Below are 19974 nucleotides of genomic sequence, written 5' to 3' on the forward strand. Positions count from 1 at the left end.
ATTATGATACTCCTTCGATTTCAATTTGATACTCTGACATTTGATAGCCTATAGGTATGTCAAAGTCTTTAAAAAACCCATAAACCAACAATGATGAAAAGCCTTTTTCTCTTTCATCTACGATAAATAAGCAAGGAACCCCGTTATAAATCTCTACAAGTTCAAATACACTATCTACTCTTTTATTATCTACTAAGACATTTGCTGTGATTCTTTTCCAAGTCAAGGAATTATCAGTCTTAACACTTCCGTCTGATTCTTTTGATTTAGAGATTAGATTTCTAGTACCTAAAGTTGGACTTGAATTTATAAGTGTTATTCCCCAATCCATACTCGTACCAAATGCCATATGAGTGCATTTAGCATCTGCTAAATCGTTATCAATAGTTATTTCCATCGTTGCATTATAAATCATAGGTAATTTTGTAAAATGCACTGCAGCTCTTCTTTGTGCTTTGACATAAGTCCAATCATACCAATTAGATACAGGTCTTACAGTTGCTTCTATAGTATGATTGTATCTCTCATCGCCATTTGCATCTTTAACAACTATATTTATAAACTTTGCTTGTATTCCAAAAAAAGCTACAGTATCAACATCACCTACATTTAGTGTGTATTTTATACTTTGAGCATTTATCGTTGAGTAACTTCTTCTTGGGTCAAAGATTTTATATCTATTTGTTTTTCTTTCTGCCTTCCAAATCAGATTATTAGTACCAGGTGTTATATCTTGTGTAGCTGCTTTTAGACATTTCCAAACAGTATCACCCAATTGTGTTAATTCATCTACTGCATATACTTTTGAAGCTGACTCATCATATACATCAATATCAGCTTCATATTCTGATACATTTGTACTTTTTATATCAATAGTTGCTTGTGGTGCTATTAACATCTATGCTCCCTGTTCGTTTGTTGATAAATATGATGATTCTATATTTTCAGTCATTTTTCTTAGTTTTTTTATTTCATTTGCTTGTGCTCTTATGATATATCTTGTTTCTTTTAACTCATTTATTACCCCTGACATATCCACAGAAATATTCCCACCACCTGTTGGAATACCATATCTTCTAAGACTATCTGAGAAGTTTTTATCAAGTACCATTTCCCCTTGATGTATTTTTGCCACTTGATCATATGGTACATATGAAGTTCCCACATCATAACTTGGTAAATCAACTAGTTGGCCATTTACCATTACTTGATTATTTGAGATTGCTCCTATTGAATTAAAGAACTCAATCATATTTCCAAAGGCATTTTCATCTAGTGATTGTAGTTTTGTGAAAAAGTCTCCTGCATCTACTGTGCTTAAATTTATATATGATAGATTTGTTCTTAATTTTGCTAATTCATCTGCATAAGTCAAAGCACTTTGTGCTTCAAATGATGTTCTAAAAGTAATTTCATTAGCTGCTGTTAGATTTCCACCATTTGAAAAATTAGAAATATCAAGAGGATTAGAATTTGTTCCTGCAAGTGCCTGAGCTAATGCAGTTATTACTCCTACACTTGCTACATCTGTTGCATTTCCACCTGAGTCTAAAACTTTTACTTTTAATATAGAATTATCAAGGTCAAGTCCATCTTGCAATGATTGAAGTTCATTTACTAAAGTATTTGTAATATCTGTATTATCTCCATTTTGTGCACTTTGTATTGAAGTTGAAAGAGAATTAATATCAGAAATAAGAGAAGATAAATTTGATGCTTCACTATCTGTTAGATTTCCATCTTTTGCTAAAAGAGTATCAATACTTGCTCTTTTTTGCCAAAATGATTTTATAAGCTCTTCTTGTGCATTTGCACCATCTGAGTTTGACAATAGTTTATTTACTGTAGTTTCTACACTTTGAGTTAGCTGTGTAAACTTATCAGACATTTTCTGAACAGCACTTACTGCTGTATCAAAGAGTTCAAGACTTAGTTTATCAAGGTCAAGTGCGTTTTGTACTTGCGTATAAAATAGTTCTTCTGTATTATCAATCAAACTTTTATAATCATCACTAAGTAAAACTATTCGACCTAACAACTCTTGACCTTCTGCAGTTGATATATCAATACCTTCTATAAGTTTTTTAAACCCTTCAATACTAGAAGGCATACTTATATTTAGGTTATCAAACTCTTTTTGCATCTGTTGAGTATAAAAAGTTAGCTGTTCTTCACCATTTAGAAAGTTTTTAAAATAATCCTCTAATGCCCCTGAAAGTTCATCCGCTCCCCCTGCTCCTAAAAGCATGTCAGATGTCAAATATTTAGACTCTTTTCCTACAAGAGACAACATATCTCTTACATCTTCAAAAGTTGTATATAAAGTATAAAGTTCTTCTGTAGTGCCTGAGAAGTTTTCTATCATCTGAACTACACCATTGTTAGTTCCGTATACTGCTTCATCAAGTTTTTTAATTGACTGAGTTAAAACTTCAACTCCAACATCACCTTGTTTATTTACAATATCTTTATAATTTATATCTTCAAAGCTATTACCCAGTCTATTTATATAATACTCAGCAACTTCCATACCTGATGCAACTCTTGTGAGAGTTTCAAACAGTCCTTCTCCTATACTCTGAAACTGTGTCAATGCAGGGAAAGCAGTTTGAGCTATATCATCACCTATCTTTGAAAATATATTTGATATTTGTTCTTGTAATTGTTCCCCTGATTTTCCTTTTGTAGAGATTTTCCCAATACTTACTATAAAATTTGACAAACTATTTTCTATATCAGCCGAGCTTGTATCAAGTGCCTCACCTGCTTGTAAGGTACTATCATATAGATTGCTCAAAACTAAACTAAACTGTCTTTCTACTTCATCGTCTAAACCTTGAAAGTATGTTTTTACTTTTGTTTTTGTAGAACTATGAAACCAAGACTTTTTTTTGATTTTAGTTGTTATCGTTTGATAAGCTTGTCCGTTTATTTGCTCTATTGCATCTGATAATAATGCATTGTTAAAATTTATACCATAATCTGTAAGCTTCTGTTTAACAGATGTCTTACCAAATAATCCACCAAGTATCGCACCTGTCAATTTATCAGTTGCTCCACCTAAAAAATTAGATACGGGATCTATTGCAGTTGCTATTTTGTCAAGTTGATTTTGAAAAGTTATTCCTAATCCCTTATCATCAAAACTTACCTCTGTATAACCTTCCCCAAAAGCAAAACCACCATTTTGGATAAGTAAAGCTGAAACTCCACCTATCTTTTCATCTATTGATAAAAGGCTTTGATTCATACTTGATAAAAGTTGGAATTCAGGTCTTGCATAATCTTCTAAAATCCCTAAAGAGTTCGTAATAGATTCACTTGCTTTACTTGTATCACCTAAGACACTTCCTGTACCTATATTTTCAACTTGTGCTGAAAAAGAATCAGAAGATGAAGAAACACTATCACCACCAAAAGCAATATTTGCAGAACTTAAAAGTGAAGCTACACTTGCAGCCATTGCAGCCATACGAGCAAAAGCAGTATAAGGGTCACCACTTCCTTGTGTAAGAATCGCTCTAATACCTGCAACCATAGCAAGTCCACTCTCAACGACATGAAATGCAGCAGCATCTTTTGAACCTTCATCAAACATTTGACTTACAGCCCCTGCTAATGTTCCATATCCTACTATTTGCGATTGGATTGAAGCTTCATTTATAGCTTTTGTTTTTTTAGTAAGATTTATCTCAGCAGTTTTGTATTGTTCTGAGTCTTTTGATATATCTTTAGTAAGTTTATAAAACTCATTTTGTGCTTTTAATTTCTCTTTTTCACTTTTCTTTTCTATGGTACTAAGTTGCATAGATGATTTAGCAATATTTTGAATAGTATTAGCAACACCTTCTAAGTTTGCATTCCAATCAAGAGCAGATTCACTTAAAGAGATTTGTGAGTCTAGTAAGCTCATATACTCTTCATTTGCTGTGATTAGATTATCTGTTTTATATTGGTTTTCTAAAGTATCATATACATTTTGTAACTCTTGTGCAGTTAGTATCCCTGTACTTGAAAGCTCTATGAGTTTTTGATTTACAGTTTCAATCCATTTATCATAACCCGTTCCCATTATCTGAGTATATGCACTTTGAGTTTTTATAAGATTGTCTAAATTTTTATCTTGTTCTTTTTTAATTTCTTCTATTGTATTGAGTCGTTCTAATTGCAAATTTCTTAAAGTAGACTCTTTAAATCCCATTACATCAGCTAAAGATAATGCATCTTCTGTATATTGTAGATGATTTTTTAATAACTCTATATTTGATTTATCAGTACTATTTATATTACTTTTTATCTCTTCTAATTTTAATTGATGTAATATTTCTGACTCTGTATCTGGTTCTTTTATTGAGGTTTTAACTTTTGGAGTAGTAATATCTTTTACTTTATTTTCTTTTAAAATACCCTTTAAAGCATCTTTTACCTCAATACTTGATTTTCTTAGATTGTTAAATCTATTTCTTACTTCATTAAGATATTCTAAGTCTTTTCTTTTCTCATTTTCTGATTCAAAGAAACCATTATTTGCTACATCTGCTTTTGCATTGGCTAAATTTAAACTTGCTTGTGCTAATTCTGTAGCTATCAGTGATTTTCTATATTCAAGTTGTTTTTTAGTAAGTTGTTTTAAATTTTCATTCAATCCACTATATGCATCGTCTAATATTTCTGATTTTTCTGCATTTTCTATAAATGCCTGTGTTAATTCATATACTCCAAAAGCTACAATCCCAAATATAGAAGCTCGAAGAACAATATTTAATGCTTTCATAGATATTGTACTTAACACTATACTTCTATTTACAGCTCCAAAACTTCCACCAAATGCCAAGTTATAAGCTGTCGCCATTTTTACAACACTATTGTATGTTTTATATGCGACTACTGTTGTTCCAACTGCAGTTGATACTTTAAAAATCTCATTTGCGATAAACCCTATTGTTTCAGGACTTTCGTTTAATGTATCAATACTTTGTGAAAGCTCAGTAAATCCATCAGATACAACTTTTGTAATACCATAAGTTTTATCAAATGTACCTATTATCATAGTTGTTGAGTTATTTAATTGTGAAAGTGATTGTCCAACAGTTTTATTTACACTAATAAACTCTTTACTTACCCCTTCTGCTTGATTTTGTAGGGCTTTTACTATGGCTTCACTTGTTATTTTACCTTCTGCTCCTAGCTGTCTTAGTTCTCCAATAGTTACACCCATACCATCAGCAATTGCTCTTGCTAGTCTTGGAGATTGTTCCATAACAGAATTTAACTCTTCACCTCTTAAAGTACCACTTGCCAAACCTTGTGAAAGTTGAAGAACAGCAGCATTCATAGAGTCACTACTTCCACCACTTATAATCATTGATTTAGAAATAGTATCAGTAATATTTATGAGGTCTTGTTGACTTACATTTAAGGTCTCTGTACTTCTTGCTAACCTCGAATATAAATCAACATTGCTTAATAAATCAGTTCTTGTATTTTGTGATATTGCAAATAGTGCAGCCTGCACTTCTGATAGTTGCTTAGTATTATCTGTAACTAACTTTAGCTTACTATTTACAGCTGTCATATCATCAGCAACACGAGTAAAACCTTTTGCTGATTCCAAAGATATATAAGCTGCTGCAAAACCTGCAACTGCTCTTTTCATAGATGTAGTAGTTTTAGTAACAGCATTTTCAGCTCTATCGAATCCAGATATTAATTTTTGTGTATCAGCTTTTACATCAATTAAAACTGTTCCTATTGTATTTCTACCCATTTTTTACTCCAAAAATAGCTTTTATTTTTTCTTCTAGTTGATCCTCATTAGAAGAACTACTATCACCTATATCTCTTATTAGGAACTGATTCCACTCATTATTTCCACCCATTACACTTGAAACTATATAAGTCAGATTTGCCATTTGATATTCAAGCCTATCTGCCATAAATGGTTCTTCTCTGTAATATTCAAACCATTTTATAAACTCATCATAAGACATAGTATTTTTCAACTGAGCAACGGTCTTACCTAAGTTCAATGCTAATTTAAAGAGAAACTTTTGTTCCTCTTTTACTTTTTTTCAATATCTTCTTCACTTAACTGCTTTTTAGCAGTCTCTTTTATTTGGATTTCTAATTGCTTTTTATAATCTTCTTTTTCTTTTTTTGATTTTCCAATCATAGGAATCTCACTATAAATCTCAAAAATTAAAGCTTGTCCAACACTATTAAGTTTTTTCAACTCTTCATCTGTAAAAAATGTAGGTTCAACCATAGAACACTCAACAGCATAATGAACTGCTTCTTTTTGCTTTTTTTCTCTCATTAGTTTTTCTACTATTTCAACTTCTGATATTAAAAGTTGTCTAATTTTAAAACTTTTTTTGCCACCAAGAACTTGAGGCTTAATAACTTCATCTTTTAAAAAACAATCACTTAACATACTTCTATCTGACATAATATTTTCCTTGTAGTTTTTTTATGTAGTATTTGGGAGGGGAACTACTAAAACCCCTCTTTTATACTCCTGCTGTTGCAGCAGCAACTGTTGCTAAACCAATTCTTTCAGCATTGAAAGATGATTTAAGTTTTCCGTTTTTCTCACCATCAACTTTGAAGTTAGATACTCCACAAATTTGTTTGATAGTTGTACCTGTTCCTGTTGCATCTATCTTATTATTTAACTCAATAATAATTTGAACATCACTATTTGCATCAATTGCATCTTCAAGAATATTAATCCCTTCACTTCCCTCAGGATCATATAATACACTCATAGAAAAAGCAGCTTGTGATAATGAACCAAGAGCAATAATCTCATCATATTGAGTATCATTCATAGGAGTATACTTTGTAGTATCTCTTGACTTATCTACAATTGTTCCAACTGAATCTACATGTCCAATTGCTACTGGTGAACCATCAGCTACACCTGCTGTAACTGTATCTACTAAAATTTTAATCCCACTTGCGTTAGGTGCTTTACTTTTAGCCATCTTTTTTCCTTATATATTAAATTTAAATTCAATCATCTGTCTATAAAGTTTTGTATCATCTTCATAAGGCATATCCCTAGAAACTAAATCATATGGATAATGCTTAAACTCATACAAAGCCTTTTTAACAGCAACTTTTAACTCAAAAGCTTCGCCGTATTTGAAACTGTAACAGTCCAACTGAATTGCTACATCTTCATAGCTTACTTCCCCTTGTAATGACTGAATATCTTCATCATTGACAATGGTATAAACAATCGCAGGTTTACTACACCCTTGTGGCATCACTTTTGGATATATATTTTCTCCAATAAGATTGCTTATATCAGCGTCATTTTCTAAATGCGTTACTAAATCATTTATAAAATTCATCTTCTTTTAGCCTTTTCAATTTCTCTTGGAAGTCTTTCTTCTATATATTTACCTGTGGCTTCTATTGACTGTCTACTTTGTTGTTCATATGCAGGTCTCATAAATGGAGAAGGAACTGATGTTGAACTTCCATACTCTTTTCGTGCCCAATTATTTCCTTTTCTTCCTTCTTCAACAATATTTGAGTAGTTATAATGTTTTTCATTTTTCCTATCTTGAATCTTATGCATTTTTTTTGTTAAAGGAGCAACTGCAAAACTAATAATATTTTTATTTTTAGAATTGATTTTTACAACACCTATTGCTTTTTTTAATGTGCCTGTATCATCATTTTCAATATTTGAACGAGCATCATCAACAATAGGTTTACACCCTGCTCTAACTGCACCATTCATTACATTTTTTTGAATATTTTTAGGAAGATTTTTAAGCCCTTTTAAAACTTCTTCTAGTCCTTTAAATTCTGAATCAATCACAATATTTCCTTTGCTATGATTTCTAGTTCTTTACTTCTCTCACCTACATTTATTACTGAAATAATGTCAAATGTTCTATCACCATATTTAATACTCATCTTCGTATCTATACCAGGTATGTATCTGCATTTGATTTTATGAGTTGATTCAGAATAACGCTGATTACTCATATATTTTTCACTTCCAGATATTGGAATAATATTTGACCAAGCCATTTCAAATGATTCTGGGATTTGAGTTGGTGAGCCATAATCATCCCGTCCACTTTTCATTGATATAAACTCAATTTTATGTTTTAAAGAACCTGCTCTCATCACAAACTTCTTATCTTATATCTATCAAGTACATTATTTACATGATTTGTTTTAGCAACAATTGTCCCTATTACTAACTCTTCTTTGTACTCATTTAATGTAGATACTCTAACATTGAGCCAATTTCTTAAATCCTCAGGGAAATTATCCCCATAACCACACTTAAAAGTGATTTTTACTGCTTTTTTATGTGTTTTCCCAAGAGAAGGGATTGTTTCAAAATAAATAATCCCAACTTCATGTTTTTCATAAAGATAATAAGTACTTGAATCCACCTCTTGATAAACTCCATCTAGGTCCATTGTCTCAATTTTATCTACTGAGATAATCGGATTTTTTGGAAGTTTTATTTCATGAGAATGAATACAAGGCAAATATAGCTCATAAGTAGCATCTGCAAACTGTCTATTTGTAATATCCTCAGCCTCTTTGATTGCTGATTTAATTAGTTCTTGTATATTTGCATCATCATTATTTCCAATAGCTTTTAAAAAAGATTTTGCATCATCTAGTTTTAAAACTTTGTCAAGTGATATTGGTGCTACTATTTGAACTAACATCTATTTACCTTCTCCCTCATTGTTATCTTTTGATAAATCATCTTTTTTATTGTCATTAGCATTATCATTATTTTCACCTAATCCTGCATATGATTTATAATAGTTTTCACCATCACCTAAAGAGTGAGTGATTTCATCCACTCTTATTTGAAGTTTTGATCTCTCAGCTTCAAGTTCATCTTTATGTAGTATTGCTGCAGCTTGTTCTTCTTTTTCTTTTTGAATAGTTTCTTCTTCTTCAATTTCTTTAAGAGCTGTCTCATATGCTTTTTTATTAGTTGGTTTTGCAATACCTGCTGCAACCAATCTAATAGCTTCTTTGTTTCCAAAGTCATGTTTAGAATTGACTTTGAAAACTTTTTCACCACTCATTCCCTGTAAAAATTCGACATTCAACATGATTTATCCTTACGCTGCAGCGTTTTGTCCTACAACAAATGCTTCATCTATCATTCTTTTTGCATCAACTCTAACTCTAACTTTAAACCCTACCATACCTTGGTCTGCATATTTTTCATTTAATCTTTGAATAGACATATCACCTCTATCAGCAATGTGATAAAATGTAAAATCTCCAAATACTAAGAATTTAGCAGATGCACCCATATCAGGCATATTTTCATCAATAATATATGGTCTACCTTCTAAAGTTCCATTTTTAATTTCATCTTTGAAAACTTTTTGACCATTTCCGTTTTCAATAGCTCTAATCTTTTTAAGAGTTTTACTATTAAATCTCCAAGTTGCTCTTTGTCTATATGCTTCACCAAGTGCATAAAAAATAGATGAGATTTCATCTTCTGTGATTGCATTAACTGCTGCAGTTGTTGTTTCAGTTGTTGCAACAAGACCAGTTGAATAACCATATGGTTTTTTTGTACCATCACCACTACAAAAAGCAGGTGCTTCTGCTTTATCAATCCCAATTGCAATTTGTCCAGACATATATGCATCAAAATCAATCATATTGTCTTGAAGTAACTCTTCTGATACTTTAATAATACCACCTAGTTTCCATGCTCCAATTTGTTTATTTCCAAATTTTGAGTCAGTTACACCATAGTCATTTCCCTCATCAATCCATGTAAATGCAGGAGCATCACCTTCAACTGGAATATTTTTTGTTGATTCAGTTGCATATACTGTTGAAATACTTCTTGTTCTTGAAAATGTAATTAACTTTTGAAGGACAGTTTTTTGATATGTTTCAGGAACAATATAACCACCATCGGCATCAACTCCAACAGTCATTGTTGCTCTAAAATCACCTAATTCAGCACCAGTAATATATGCGTTGAAACCTTTTTTATACTCAGGAGTTGCAATAGCTCTTGCAGTGGCAGCAGGTAAAACACCCTCTTCTTTAAAAGAATCCATATCCCCTTTTGCTTTTGAAATATCAATATCTCTTGATAATGCATCAAACTCTTGTTTTGTTTGGTTATATTGAGCCTTTACAGTCTCATCCATAGTTGGGTTGTTTTTTACCAACGATTCCATTGCTTCAAATTTTTCTGCTCTCGCAGCTATTAACTTAATTAAACTCATAGGTTCATTCCTTTTTTTATGATTTCTATTTCTCTTAATCTATTTTCGTGTTCAGCAGTATCTGCCACCTGATTCCCCAAAACTTCAACATCATCTTGCACTTGTGCAAGGAATCCATCTTTAGTGAGTTTTGCAGCCATTTGCACGAACTCATCTTTATTAAAATTTTCCGACATATGTTTACTACACCCTTTAAACTGCTCTTTACTTAATGAAATAGCCTCCTGCTTTGTAGTATCTGTTTCTGTTGATATAATACTGTCACAAAAACCATTTTTTAAGATTTCATCACCATAAAAGTACGATTCATCATCCATAAGTTTTTGAATCTCTTCTTTTTTCTTACCTGTTTTAGAAATATACTTTTTAGCTAGAATAGAAGATAAACCTTCTAAAATATCAGCAGTATGTCTCATAGCTCTATGATCTCCTACGCAAAAAGACCAACCGTTATGGATCATATATGTTGCATTGTCATATACTGAAATAGTATCTCCTGCAAGTGCAATATATGAAGCCATTGATGCAGCTAAACTTGTAATAACTACATGGATTTGACCTCTATCGTATGATTTAAGAGCGTTATATATTTCTATTCCTTGAAAAATATCCCCACCAGGACAAGAAATCTTAACTGTTACATCTCCATCCATCCCTGCTAATAGAGAAATAAATCTTTGTGCAGATATTCCCCAATCACCAATTTCATCATTAAGTAATAATTCATTCATTATTCTGACCTTTTTTTATAATATTTTTAACTGTGTTATATGATGTTTGCATGAAGTACTCATCGCCACCTTCATATCCGTTTTCATCCTCAAAACCTCTTATCTCATTTGAGCTATAACCTGCTATTCCATGCATAGTTTTATAAAACTCACCTCTTGTTTTTGTATCTGCTCTCATAAGTGCGTTATATTTAAATTTGATTGATATTTCATCTTCTTGTTTTTCTGTAAGTAAAAAGTTTAATCTAAATCTCTCTTCACATAAAATAATGATTGGTAATAATGTACCCGTATAGAGTCTTTGTGATTTTTCTTCAAGATTTCCATATGCTGTATTTGTAGAATCATTTAACATATCAACAGGTACACCAAAAAGTACTCCTATCTCTTCTCTATTTAATTTTTTTGATTCAATCCATTGGGCATCTGTATTTTTCATCTCAACTGGTGTAAATTTTAAACCCTCTTCTAAAAGCATAGTTTTACCTGCGTTTCCTACACCTTCAAATTTATCTTCTAAATCATCTTTTAATCTTTTAAATGCAGGTTCAGTAAGAGTTCCAGTCTCTTTAGTAAAAATACCACTAATAGATACACCATTTTTAAATACTCTATTTCCATGTTTACTTGTGTTATCTGCATATTCTAAAGTTTCTCTTGCTATTTCAACTCTTGTAAGACCAATAAGTCCTTCTGAATCAGGTACATCCATAAGATGTAATATCTGATAATCAGGAACTTTTTTATTATCATAGGTATAGATTTTAGTTCTATTTGGTCCCCATGTTACTTTCATCAAGTCAGCTTTTAAAGGATAAAGTGCTTTTACACTTGCATCTCTATTAAATATGATTTGGCAGTAGTGATTTCCTCTTAGGTCTAAATCTTGACTTAACATCTTTTTCCACTCAAAAGCTGTTAAGTTAGGATTTGGTTTATATCTTAGGATTTTATATAAAGGATTTTTTCTAGCTTCTACTTTTCCTGTTTCTGTTCTTCTATAAACTTTTATAGGTATAACTGCTAAGGCATTTGCTTTTATATTTACACAGCCAAAAACATTTACAAGTCTTTGTGCTGTTGCAGGAGAGATTCTACTTGAACGACCAAATAAACTTCTAATCCCTGATGTATCACTTGTACTAATATTTACATTTTCAGCTCCTAAAAATGAGTTTAAGAATTTCTTCATTCTGTAACCTCTGCTTTATTAGCAAAAGTCAAAAATAAAACTACCAATAAAACTGAAACAATTAATGATATACCTAACACATAAGTACATGCTTTAGCATAAATAAAAAATGTTCCAATACTAAATACTATTGAAAGGAGAACAAACAAAAAAAGTAATGCGATTGATAGTTTTATTTTTTCCATGAGAGAATCATACAAAATTGCCGTCCATCCCGATGGACATTGGAAAGTTTTGGAAAAGAATTTGTAAATTTGTCTAAAGAGACCGTAATCCCCTAGTTTCATAAACTGATTCTTTGTTTTCTTCTGTGGCTTCATAATAAGAAAGTGCATTTATAATAGCAGCTGGTCCGTCTATTTTTCTATTTGGGTCTGTTTTATCAGGTTTGATATTTCCTGCAGCATCAAATAAAATAGTAAGATTTGAAATCATCCAAGTAGTAACAGGGTCTCCATTATGTATAAGCTTTTTACTCTTAACAAGATCCAATAAAAACTTAGTAGGAGAAGTTAAAGAGATATATCCTTGTCTTAATGGGATGCAATCTTCAAAACCATTATCAACTATACGCTTTACTAGATGTTTTGCTTTGTATGCATCATATACAACTGCATTGGTATCAGGGATATCTTCTTCAATATCATTATAAATATAATCATAGTCAATAGTACTACCAGGTGTTGCTGTTATATATCCTTGATTTACCCATGATAAAAGTGGCACTTTAAGAGTTCGCTCTCTTTCAAGTACATTATCTTTTGGTATATAGTAATTCATCTTTAAATAGTAAATATCATCTATCTTATAGATTTTAGCTTTTGCTGTAAAATCATCTGTAACAGATAAATCAAACCCTTGTACTTTTTTGATATTTGTTTCATCTGCTAGTTTACCCTCGCACTCTTTCCATTCATGGATAGGAATATAAGATTCTGCTGCATTGGTCCATATATTTAGATTCTTTACTAAGAAGTTGTTTTTTGTCTCTGGTCTTTCGTATGCTCTCTTTGCTTGTCTTTGCATATAATCCTTTGATACAGATACTCCATAGTTTGGATTTGCTTTTATCCAAGTCTTTTCTTCAAATGGATCATCATCTTTATCAGGTTCTGCAATAAAAGCAAAAAAGGTATCATCTTCAATTGCACCATCTAATATCTTTTTCCCATATTCATACATATTGAAAGCAGGGCTCATAAGTTTAAATCCACCTGTAGTAATTGATAACATAAGTGGTTGTATTCTTGAACCCTGACCACTTTCTACAACTTCAAACAAACTATTATCAGGATGGGCATGATATTCATCTGCTACACCTATTGTTGGATTACTTCCATCTTCTGTATCGCTATCTCTTCCAAGAGTTGAAAATGTAGTATCAGTTTTTTTCATAGTAATAACACCATAAGAAGTCATGCAATCCTCTTTTAAATCCTTATGAGCATTTACCATTTTTTCTACACCCGTCCATGCAAGTTTTGCTTGTTTGTTTTTTGTAGCAAATATAATAACTTCCCCACCTATTTCAAATCTTATTATACTATCTGCTATTGTAATAGCTGAGGCAAGAAGGGTTTTACCATTTTTCCTAGGTATAAAGAAAAAGACTGTATTAAATCTTCTTACCCATCTGTTTTTGTCATTTAATCTTTCCCAACCAAAAGCAATCACAATAGCTTTCTTTTGCCATGCTTCAAGTTTTATATTTTGTCCTGCGAATTCACCTTTATAATGATTTAGCTGCTCTATGATTTTGATATAAGCTATTCCTAATTTCTTATTAAATCTAAGATGTGGTTTTTCTCCATTTTCAACAGCTAAAAGGTCCTTTTGATGTCGTTCAAAAGTTTTTTCATAATATGGTTTTAACTCTTCACCATCAAATATCATTTAGATCCTCATCATCCATATTTAATTCAGCAACTACATCAAAGATACTTTTTTGTTCTTGTCCTGGTCTGTCAAATTTGAGTCCAAGTTTTTTTCTAGCTGATATTGAAAGCCCAAGTTGATTTGATACTGTTATAAGATTTTTTTGTACAGCTTGATATGCATTAAATGTTGGATTTAGATATGTTCCACCTGTCTTAAGACTTCGTAAAGTATATCCTTCTATTTGAACTTGTTCTGCAAGATAAAGATATTCTTCATAACTCTTAGCAACCATTATTATCATAGGTTCATCTGTCGGTGAGTACTGATTCCCTAGTTCATTTTTTATTTCATCCATTTTTCTTAAGGCAGTTTTACCAAGTATTTTTTCATGCTTTTTTTCTTGTAAATTGGAAACTTTTTTGGAATTTCGATGTGATGTATCCCAATTATATTTTTTGACAAAATTTGCGATTTGAGTGTGACTAGTGTTATAATCTTTAGCTATGGCACGATAAGAGTCTTTTGTTTTTTCAACTCTATCTTTGATTTTGTCTAAGTTTTCCATTTATACCCTACCCCTCGAGAATGGTTTGTGTAAAAAGTTGTGAGGATGCTCGGTGTTCAGACAGTTCTTACTGTAGAAAAAAGACCACCCCCCTCTTACTTGTTCCATCTATTTCCCTCTTGATTTTCTTTAATATTATGGCAACTATTACACATCGGTTGTAAGTTATCATCATCTAGTTTACTTCCACCATCTTTTATTGCAATTATATGATCAACCATTTCAGCAGGTCTTTTACAACTAACACAAAATGGACTATTATTTAATACTTGTTCTCTTTTATTCTTCCATACTTTACTATGATAAAATTTATTTGAGTCTTGATTTCTTTGAGTTTTATCATAAACTTTTGCACTAGTTTTTCTACATTGTGGACAGCCTTTATAATTTGCTTCTTGTTCAAATAATCCATGTATAGGACATATTCTTTTACTCATTTATAAAATCCTAACAATGTATTTTTAGTCAACCAAACAGTATGAATAAAACTATCAGCTTCTTCTTGTGTTATCTTGCAGCAGATATAGTTTTCATCTAATAACTTTTTAATATCACAATCCAATTTGACAAAAAGAAAAGTTCCTTCTTTGATAATATCAGCTTTAATATCTATGTTTCTATTATGTGCTTTAGAAAAATATCCACAACTTAATCCTAATTTTTGTTGAACAACAAAAGCTAACTCATATGCTTTCTTATCTATCTTTTGTGGAGCATTTTCTAATATCTCCAATACAATCTTCTTTGATACCTCAGGATACTTTGCAGTTATCTCTCCTGCATAGTCTAATAAGTCTTTTGGTAAATTATTCATGCACTTCTCGCTTTGATTTGTTCTAAGATTTTTTGGTCTTGTGTTTTATTTTCTATTTGATTTCGTGGATCATACTTGATAAGAGTTTGTACTGTTATCACTTTCAATAACTCACTTTCAAACTTTGGTTTATTTCTCTTAACTAAATTAAATATTACAACCTTATCTCCAATCTTAAAAAGATATTTTAAATCAGATTCAGAAAAATATAATTTATCACCTGCCTTTGTTTTTTCCATACAGAAATCTCTAATATCTTTACCTTCTGCCTCAATCTGCCAAGCTATTCTATCCATCAACCAACATGTTTTTTTAAATAAATATTCTGAATAATTTTCTACTTTCTTTTTAGAACTATCAGATAATCTAGGTCTTGTGTAATAATCAAAGTCTTGTTTCAAACTATTAAACTTTTGAACACCATTCATAAAATTGTACTTTTCCATTCTAAAATTATTTTTAATAAAGTCTTTAAACTTTGGTAAATCATCGACAGGTATTGTCTTAATATCCTCAATCATATCTGCAATTGTAAATTGGCTTTCTGTTTTTATATTCAACAACTCTGCTATATATATTACGAAATCATCTGGTCTTATACTCATGATATTATCCTCGCTTCTTCTATATCTTTATCAGATTGGTTATGATTATTAAAATAACTTTTAATCATGTCATTGGTTTTATTATTACCTTGTGTTGGTTTCAATTCTTTAGCTACTTGATAATCTCTATAAGCTCTATCTTGAATAAAATTTAAAAGTGATTTAATATATTTTTCATCAACTGGTAAAACTTTAGAATAGTTTTCTAATCCGATTAAAAGCATTTGAAGATTATCTTCAGGTGGAAGTAATGCCATTGCATTTATCGATTTTATTTCTTTTATTTTTTCTTGTAGTTGTGAGATATTTTTATAATAAAAAGTGATTATGTCTTTAGGCTTAATTTCATAGTGTGATAATATAGTAGAGGGATAATGTATAGTAGTAGGATATGTCGGATTTATTTCCGAGTTATTTTCGGATTTATTTCCGAGTTTATTCGGATTTATTTCCGACATAGTGTCATTTTCATTATTCGGATTTATTTCCGACATAGTGTTTTTGTCTATATTTAGATTATTACTATCGTTATAATAGTCATTTTTACTATTTTTAGTTATATCGTTGTTATTATCTTCTTCAATTTTTTCGGATTTATTTCCGAGTTTATCATTTGTATTGCTTGAGTGATATTTTTTTCCCAATTCAGTTATCTTGATACAGTCTCTTTTTCCACTTTTAACATAATCAATAAGTCCTAAAGTTTCAAGACTTTTTAAGTGTCGATAAGTTGTATCAGGTTTTAAATTTAAAAGAGGCAATTCACTACATATAGTTTGTCTTGCTACCCAATAATATATTTCATTGTCTATTGCTACAGCTTTTGCCCAAACAGCAGATGTAGTCAATAAGTCAAATATATGTGCTTGATTTATATTCTTTATACCTAATTGTATGGCTTGGTCTTGGCTAACTTGGATTTTATACTTCATATTTCCCTCTTAAAAATTTCTTCTTTTTTTTAGCTTTTTTTATAAACTGCTTTATCCTCCTGTGTTAGTATCAACACAAGAAGGACTTGATTAAAAATCAACGGTATGATTAAATAGTTTTTAGATACTAATTATTTACACTGCATCACCTCTTTTGGAATTGTTAAAGCCTGTATCATCTTCGTTCTCATTTTAGTTATAAGTTGAGTTAGTTTCTTTAACTCTTTTGTTTCTTCACAAGGAATCCAAACCCTACCATGACAAGTTCTATACCACATGACTATTCCTCCTCTGTTTCTTTGTTTTCAAAGTCTTGTTTCAGCTGTTGAAGTGCTTTTATTGCTTCGTCTATTTCTGTTATACTTTTGATTTTTTCTTTCATAGTTACTTTTTCATCCATAAGAGATTCTTTTGACTCTTTGAAAGCTTCACCAAACTCTATCATTGCAACATCTACTTGAATATTTATTTCATTTGTATTTTTACTATGTTTTAGTACATCTAGCTTTTTAAGTTCAAAGCCATGTTTTCCTGCAAAATACTCCAAAGTAGAAAAATCTCCACATAGCTCTAAGTGTTGATTCCATTCGCTTACTGTTATATCATTCTCGTTGTTCGAGGGTTTCAATTTAGCTTCATAAGTTGATTCACTCATGCCTAACTCATGAGCAGCTTCTGCTACTGTAAAACTATTATTTAATCTATCTTTATTAAAAGATTTTCTAAATAGTGATAAAAACCTAGAATCCTTAGAATCTTTTTTAAATTTATATTCTTTCATGACACCTTTTCCTTGCTTGGATATTTACTTTCTTTTTCTTCATCTGTTATAGTTTCATTAATATATGATTTAATATCTTTCCATGAATCAAATGGGATATTAAAATCATTATTAAGAGTTAAGATAATCTCATAAGAAGGTTTTCTTTCACCCCTAACAATTGCATTAACAGTTGAAGTTTTGTAAAAAATTTGCAAAATTTCTTTTAATTTATTTTTTTCCATTAAGAATGATACGATATGTATCTTTAAAGAAAGTTTAAATTAATACATAATGTATTTTTAAAATTGATACAATTTGTACTTTATAAGAAGGAATTATTTTGAAAAAAAAATTAGAAGATTTTCAATTTGCATATAATTTGAGAAGAATTATGAATCATAAAAATATTACTGGGGAAAACTTAGGTGAACTATTAGGAGTAACAAAAGGTACTGTTATTCACTGGGCAAATGGTACTAGATTTCCAAAAGAAGAATCAATAAGAAAACTTGTTGAAGTTTTAAAAATTTCATATGATGATTTATTTTGGGGAGAAGAAAAGTTAACTATGAATAAAAAGATTCCATTAATTGGTCTTGCTCACTGTGGCGAACCTGCAATTTATGATTTAAATGGATATGAGCCTATTAATGTTCCTGACAATATTTATAAAGAAGGAATGTATGCAGTAAAAGTAGAAGGTGATAGTATGCTTCCTAAAATAGCGAATGGTGATATTTTATATTGTTTATCAGAATCTAAAGTACATATAAATAGTGGAGATATTGTACATTATAAATTAGATGAAGATAGCGGTGTTAAAAAATATAAAATAAATGAAAATGAAACTATTATTTCGCTAATTCCCTTAAATAGTGATTATGAAGTTATTAATATACATTGTGATGATATTATAGAACTTTCTATGGCAAAAGTTATTGGTTCATACCGAGAATTTTAATAATATATAGGTTGAAAAGGATTATATACTTGAACTTCCATCACTTAAAATATAGATTTATGATAAGTGCTATACTTTGGATTATTTTGATTGTTTGGTGGTGGACAAGTAACTAAATATCAAGAAAAGAATCCAATAAACTCACTTACATTATTCTTAATACTTAGTAAAAAACCCATCACTTTATTAAGCTCTTCTACTTTTTTATAAACCTTTTCTAACTTATACTGTATCTCTTTACTCTTTATACTTGAAAGTTCAATTTTGTACAGATAGATTTTCCCAAGAAGTATCTCATAAAGTTTTTTAATTGCATTATTTCCAGTTATTGAGTGCTCTTTTTTTGCTGCATCCACTGCATCACAAATCCCAAATATGATAACTCTTTGTTCATCAGTGACTTCGGTATCGTTTTCAGCTTCATCTCTAAGTTCATCAGAAAATTTAACTATGTCTTCAACATCATGTGGTCTTTCAATATTTTCAAAAAATGCAAATACAGTTGATGCGTGATTTGCATCTTTAGTAGCTAAGATAGGTTTTACATCTCTTAATCTCAAATTTAAATTTGGAAAAGAAAGCACTTCATATATATCTTTTAAACTATCTTCATCTGCCCCAATCACTCTTAAGACTCTCTCACACTCTTCTATTATAAGAGCTCTTTTCTTCAAAAGTTCTATTTGGTTCTTTTCTTCAAAAATTTTTTTAAACACTTCATGGAGTGATTCATCTTTATTTTCATATTTACAAAGATTTCTTATAATTTCAACTGTTTTATTCATCTGTTTTTACCAATCTTGTTATGGCATCTAATTCATTTATTTTGATTTTAATCATATTTATTATAACTTTGCTCTCTTTATTTATTTTAAAATCACCTTTTAACATATGCTTTTTTAATATATCTATTTTAGCATCAATATCTTTAATTATTATTTTATCTTGTTCTCTCATTACTTTACCTTTATTAAATATTTTTTAAATTATATCATAAAAAATATTTATTAATACATATTGTATTAATTTAAGTTTACTCAAAGAATACAAATTGTATTATTTCATTATCACTAATATTTAAAGTGAAGTTCTTAAAACAATCCAATGTTAAAAATCCCCAACTATAAGATGAAGATAAACATCATCTAGGAGGTATCATTCGCCCAAAGAGGTTAAAGAGTGATTTTGTTTATTGAGGTTATGTACAGCTCACCAAGAAAAAAAAGAGTTGGAATATTTATATATTTGAGTTATAGATTTTATAGTTCAATTATATA

General features: G+C 30.3%; 25 protein-coding genes. 1 reads left to right on the forward strand and 24 read right to left on the reverse strand.

All coding sequences use genetic code 11. The features are described 5' to 3' along the window. Position 1 precedes the first annotated feature (1 nt). The 22 genes from ACNI3D_RS01600 to ACNI3D_RS01705 form a co-directional block, all read right to left on the reverse strand. Positions 2–898 (reverse strand): hypothetical protein, encoded by an 897-nt coding sequence (locus ACNI3D_RS01600; protein ID WP_419767238.1) that lies wholly within the window; start codon positions 896–898, stop codon positions 2–4. Further along, positions 899–5767: a tape measure protein gene (locus ACNI3D_RS01605; protein WP_419767239.1), complete on the reverse strand. Its 4869-nt coding sequence runs from the start codon at positions 5765–5767 to the stop codon at positions 899–901. It abuts the gene before it with no gap. Next, positions 5760–6002 (reverse strand): phage tail assembly protein T, encoded by a 243-nt coding sequence (locus tag ACNI3D_RS01610; protein WP_419767240.1) that lies wholly within the window; start codon positions 6000–6002, stop codon positions 5760–5762. Before ACNI3D_RS01610 ends, ACNI3D_RS01605 begins: the two co-directional genes overlap by 8 nt. Before the next feature lie 59 nt (positions 6003–6061). Beyond that, the gene (locus tag ACNI3D_RS01615; protein ID WP_419767241.1) at positions 6062–6448 is read right to left on the reverse strand and encodes a hypothetical protein; all 387 of its coding nucleotides are present in this window, start codon (positions 6446–6448) and stop codon (positions 6062–6064) included. Positions 6449–6509: 61 nt separating this feature from the next. Further along, the gene (locus ACNI3D_RS01620; protein ID WP_419767242.1) at positions 6510–6986 is read right to left on the reverse strand and encodes a hypothetical protein; all 477 of its coding nucleotides are present in this window, start codon (positions 6984–6986) and stop codon (positions 6510–6512) included. Positions 6987–6995: 9 nt separating this feature from the next. After that, complete coding sequence (locus ACNI3D_RS01625) at positions 6996–7358, reverse strand: DUF3168 domain-containing protein (protein WP_419767243.1); 363 nt, start codon at positions 7356–7358, stop codon at positions 6996–6998. Continuing rightward, on the reverse strand, positions 7355–7834 hold the full coding sequence (locus ACNI3D_RS01630; protein WP_419767244.1) for an HK97-gp10 family putative phage morphogenesis protein: 480 nt from the start codon (positions 7832–7834) through the stop codon (positions 7355–7357). Before ACNI3D_RS01630 ends, ACNI3D_RS01625 begins: the two co-directional genes overlap by 4 nt. Then, a complete protein-coding gene (locus tag ACNI3D_RS01635) occupies positions 7831–8148 on the reverse strand; it encodes a phage head closure protein (protein WP_419767245.1) in 318 nt (105 codons plus the stop codon). Before ACNI3D_RS01635 ends, ACNI3D_RS01630 begins: the two co-directional genes overlap by 4 nt. After that, on the reverse strand, positions 8148–8708 hold the full coding sequence (locus tag ACNI3D_RS01640; RefSeq protein ID WP_419767246.1) for a head-tail connector protein: 561 nt from the start codon (positions 8706–8708) through the stop codon (positions 8148–8150). The genes ACNI3D_RS01635 and ACNI3D_RS01640 overlap by 1 nt, the downstream gene beginning before the upstream one ends. After that, a complete protein-coding gene (locus tag ACNI3D_RS01645; RefSeq protein WP_419767247.1) occupies positions 8709–9107 on the reverse strand; it encodes a hypothetical protein in 399 nt (132 codons plus the stop codon). It lies immediately after the preceding gene. A gap of 9 nt (positions 9108–9116) precedes the next feature. After that, positions 9117–10256 (reverse strand): phage major capsid protein, encoded by a 1140-nt coding sequence (locus tag ACNI3D_RS01650; protein ID WP_419767248.1) that lies wholly within the window; start codon positions 10254–10256, stop codon positions 9117–9119. Continuing rightward, positions 10253–10987: a head maturation protease, ClpP-related gene (locus tag ACNI3D_RS01655; RefSeq protein WP_419767249.1), complete on the reverse strand. Its 735-nt coding sequence runs from the start codon at positions 10985–10987 to the stop codon at positions 10253–10255. Before ACNI3D_RS01655 ends, ACNI3D_RS01650 begins: the two co-directional genes overlap by 4 nt. Beyond that, positions 10980–12179, reverse strand: a complete 1200-nt coding sequence (locus tag ACNI3D_RS01660) for a phage portal protein (RefSeq protein WP_419767250.1) — start codon at positions 12177–12179, stop codon at positions 10980–10982. Before ACNI3D_RS01660 ends, ACNI3D_RS01655 begins: the two co-directional genes overlap by 8 nt. Before the next feature lie 258 nt (positions 12180–12437). Beyond that, positions 12438–14072, reverse strand: a complete 1635-nt coding sequence (locus ACNI3D_RS01665; protein ID WP_419767251.1) for a terminase large subunit — start codon at positions 14070–14072, stop codon at positions 12438–12440. Next, positions 14062–14622, reverse strand: a complete 561-nt coding sequence (locus tag ACNI3D_RS01670; RefSeq protein ID WP_419767252.1) for a P27 family phage terminase small subunit — start codon at positions 14620–14622, stop codon at positions 14062–14064. Before ACNI3D_RS01670 ends, ACNI3D_RS01665 begins: the two co-directional genes overlap by 11 nt. Positions 14623–14717: 95 nt before the next feature. Continuing rightward, positions 14718–15059, reverse strand: a complete 342-nt coding sequence (locus ACNI3D_RS01675) for an HNH endonuclease (protein WP_419767253.1) — start codon at positions 15057–15059, stop codon at positions 14718–14720. After that, complete coding sequence (locus tag ACNI3D_RS01680; RefSeq protein ID WP_419767254.1) at positions 15056–15436, reverse strand: hypothetical protein; 381 nt, start codon at positions 15434–15436, stop codon at positions 15056–15058. The genes ACNI3D_RS01675 and ACNI3D_RS01680 overlap by 4 nt, the downstream gene beginning before the upstream one ends. Next, complete coding sequence (locus ACNI3D_RS01685) at positions 15433–16041, reverse strand: hypothetical protein (RefSeq protein WP_419767255.1); 609 nt, start codon at positions 16039–16041, stop codon at positions 15433–15435. Before ACNI3D_RS01685 ends, ACNI3D_RS01680 begins: the two co-directional genes overlap by 4 nt. After that, positions 16038–16973 carry a hypothetical protein gene (locus tag ACNI3D_RS01690; protein ID WP_419767256.1) on the reverse strand — a complete coding sequence of 312 codons (936 nt, stop codon included), beginning with the start codon at positions 16971–16973 and terminating at the stop codon, positions 16038–16040. The genes ACNI3D_RS01685 and ACNI3D_RS01690 overlap by 4 nt, the downstream gene beginning before the upstream one ends. 131 nt (positions 16974–17104) lie before the next feature. Then, positions 17105–17251 carry a hypothetical protein gene (locus ACNI3D_RS01695; protein WP_419767257.1) on the reverse strand — a complete coding sequence of 49 codons (147 nt, stop codon included), beginning with the start codon at positions 17249–17251 and terminating at the stop codon, positions 17105–17107. 2 nt (positions 17252–17253) lie between these two features. Then, on the reverse strand, positions 17254–17754 hold the full coding sequence (locus ACNI3D_RS01700) for a phage regulatory CII family protein (protein WP_419767258.1): 501 nt from the start codon (positions 17752–17754) through the stop codon (positions 17254–17256). Then, positions 17751–17978 (reverse strand): hypothetical protein, encoded by a 228-nt coding sequence (locus ACNI3D_RS01705; protein ID WP_419767259.1) that lies wholly within the window; start codon positions 17976–17978, stop codon positions 17751–17753. The genes ACNI3D_RS01700 and ACNI3D_RS01705 overlap by 4 nt, the downstream gene beginning before the upstream one ends. A gap of 98 nt (positions 17979–18076) precedes the next feature. Here ACNI3D_RS01705 and ACNI3D_RS01710 point away from each other — a divergent pair, with 98 nt between their 5' ends. After that, a complete protein-coding gene (locus ACNI3D_RS01710) occupies positions 18077–18697 on the forward strand; it encodes a S24 family peptidase (RefSeq protein WP_419767260.1) in 621 nt (206 codons plus the stop codon). 119 nt (positions 18698–18816) lie between these two features. Here the strand turns inward: ACNI3D_RS01710 and ACNI3D_RS01715 are convergent, their stop codons facing one another. Both ACNI3D_RS01715 and ACNI3D_RS01720 read right to left on the reverse strand, forming a co-directional pair. Further along, entirely contained in the window at positions 18817–19482 is a 666-nt protein-coding gene (locus ACNI3D_RS01715) for a hypothetical protein (protein ID WP_419767261.1), read from the reverse strand. Further along, complete coding sequence (locus ACNI3D_RS01720) at positions 19475–19654, reverse strand: hypothetical protein (protein WP_419767262.1); 180 nt, start codon at positions 19652–19654, stop codon at positions 19475–19477. Before ACNI3D_RS01720 ends, ACNI3D_RS01715 begins: the two co-directional genes overlap by 8 nt. Positions 19655–19974: the final 320 nt, after the last annotated feature.

The organism is Arcobacter siniprincipis (SeqCode), assembly GCF_048571125.1.
Lineage (GTDB): Bacteria > Campylobacterota > Campylobacteria > Campylobacterales > Arcobacteraceae > Arcobacter > Arcobacter siniprincipis.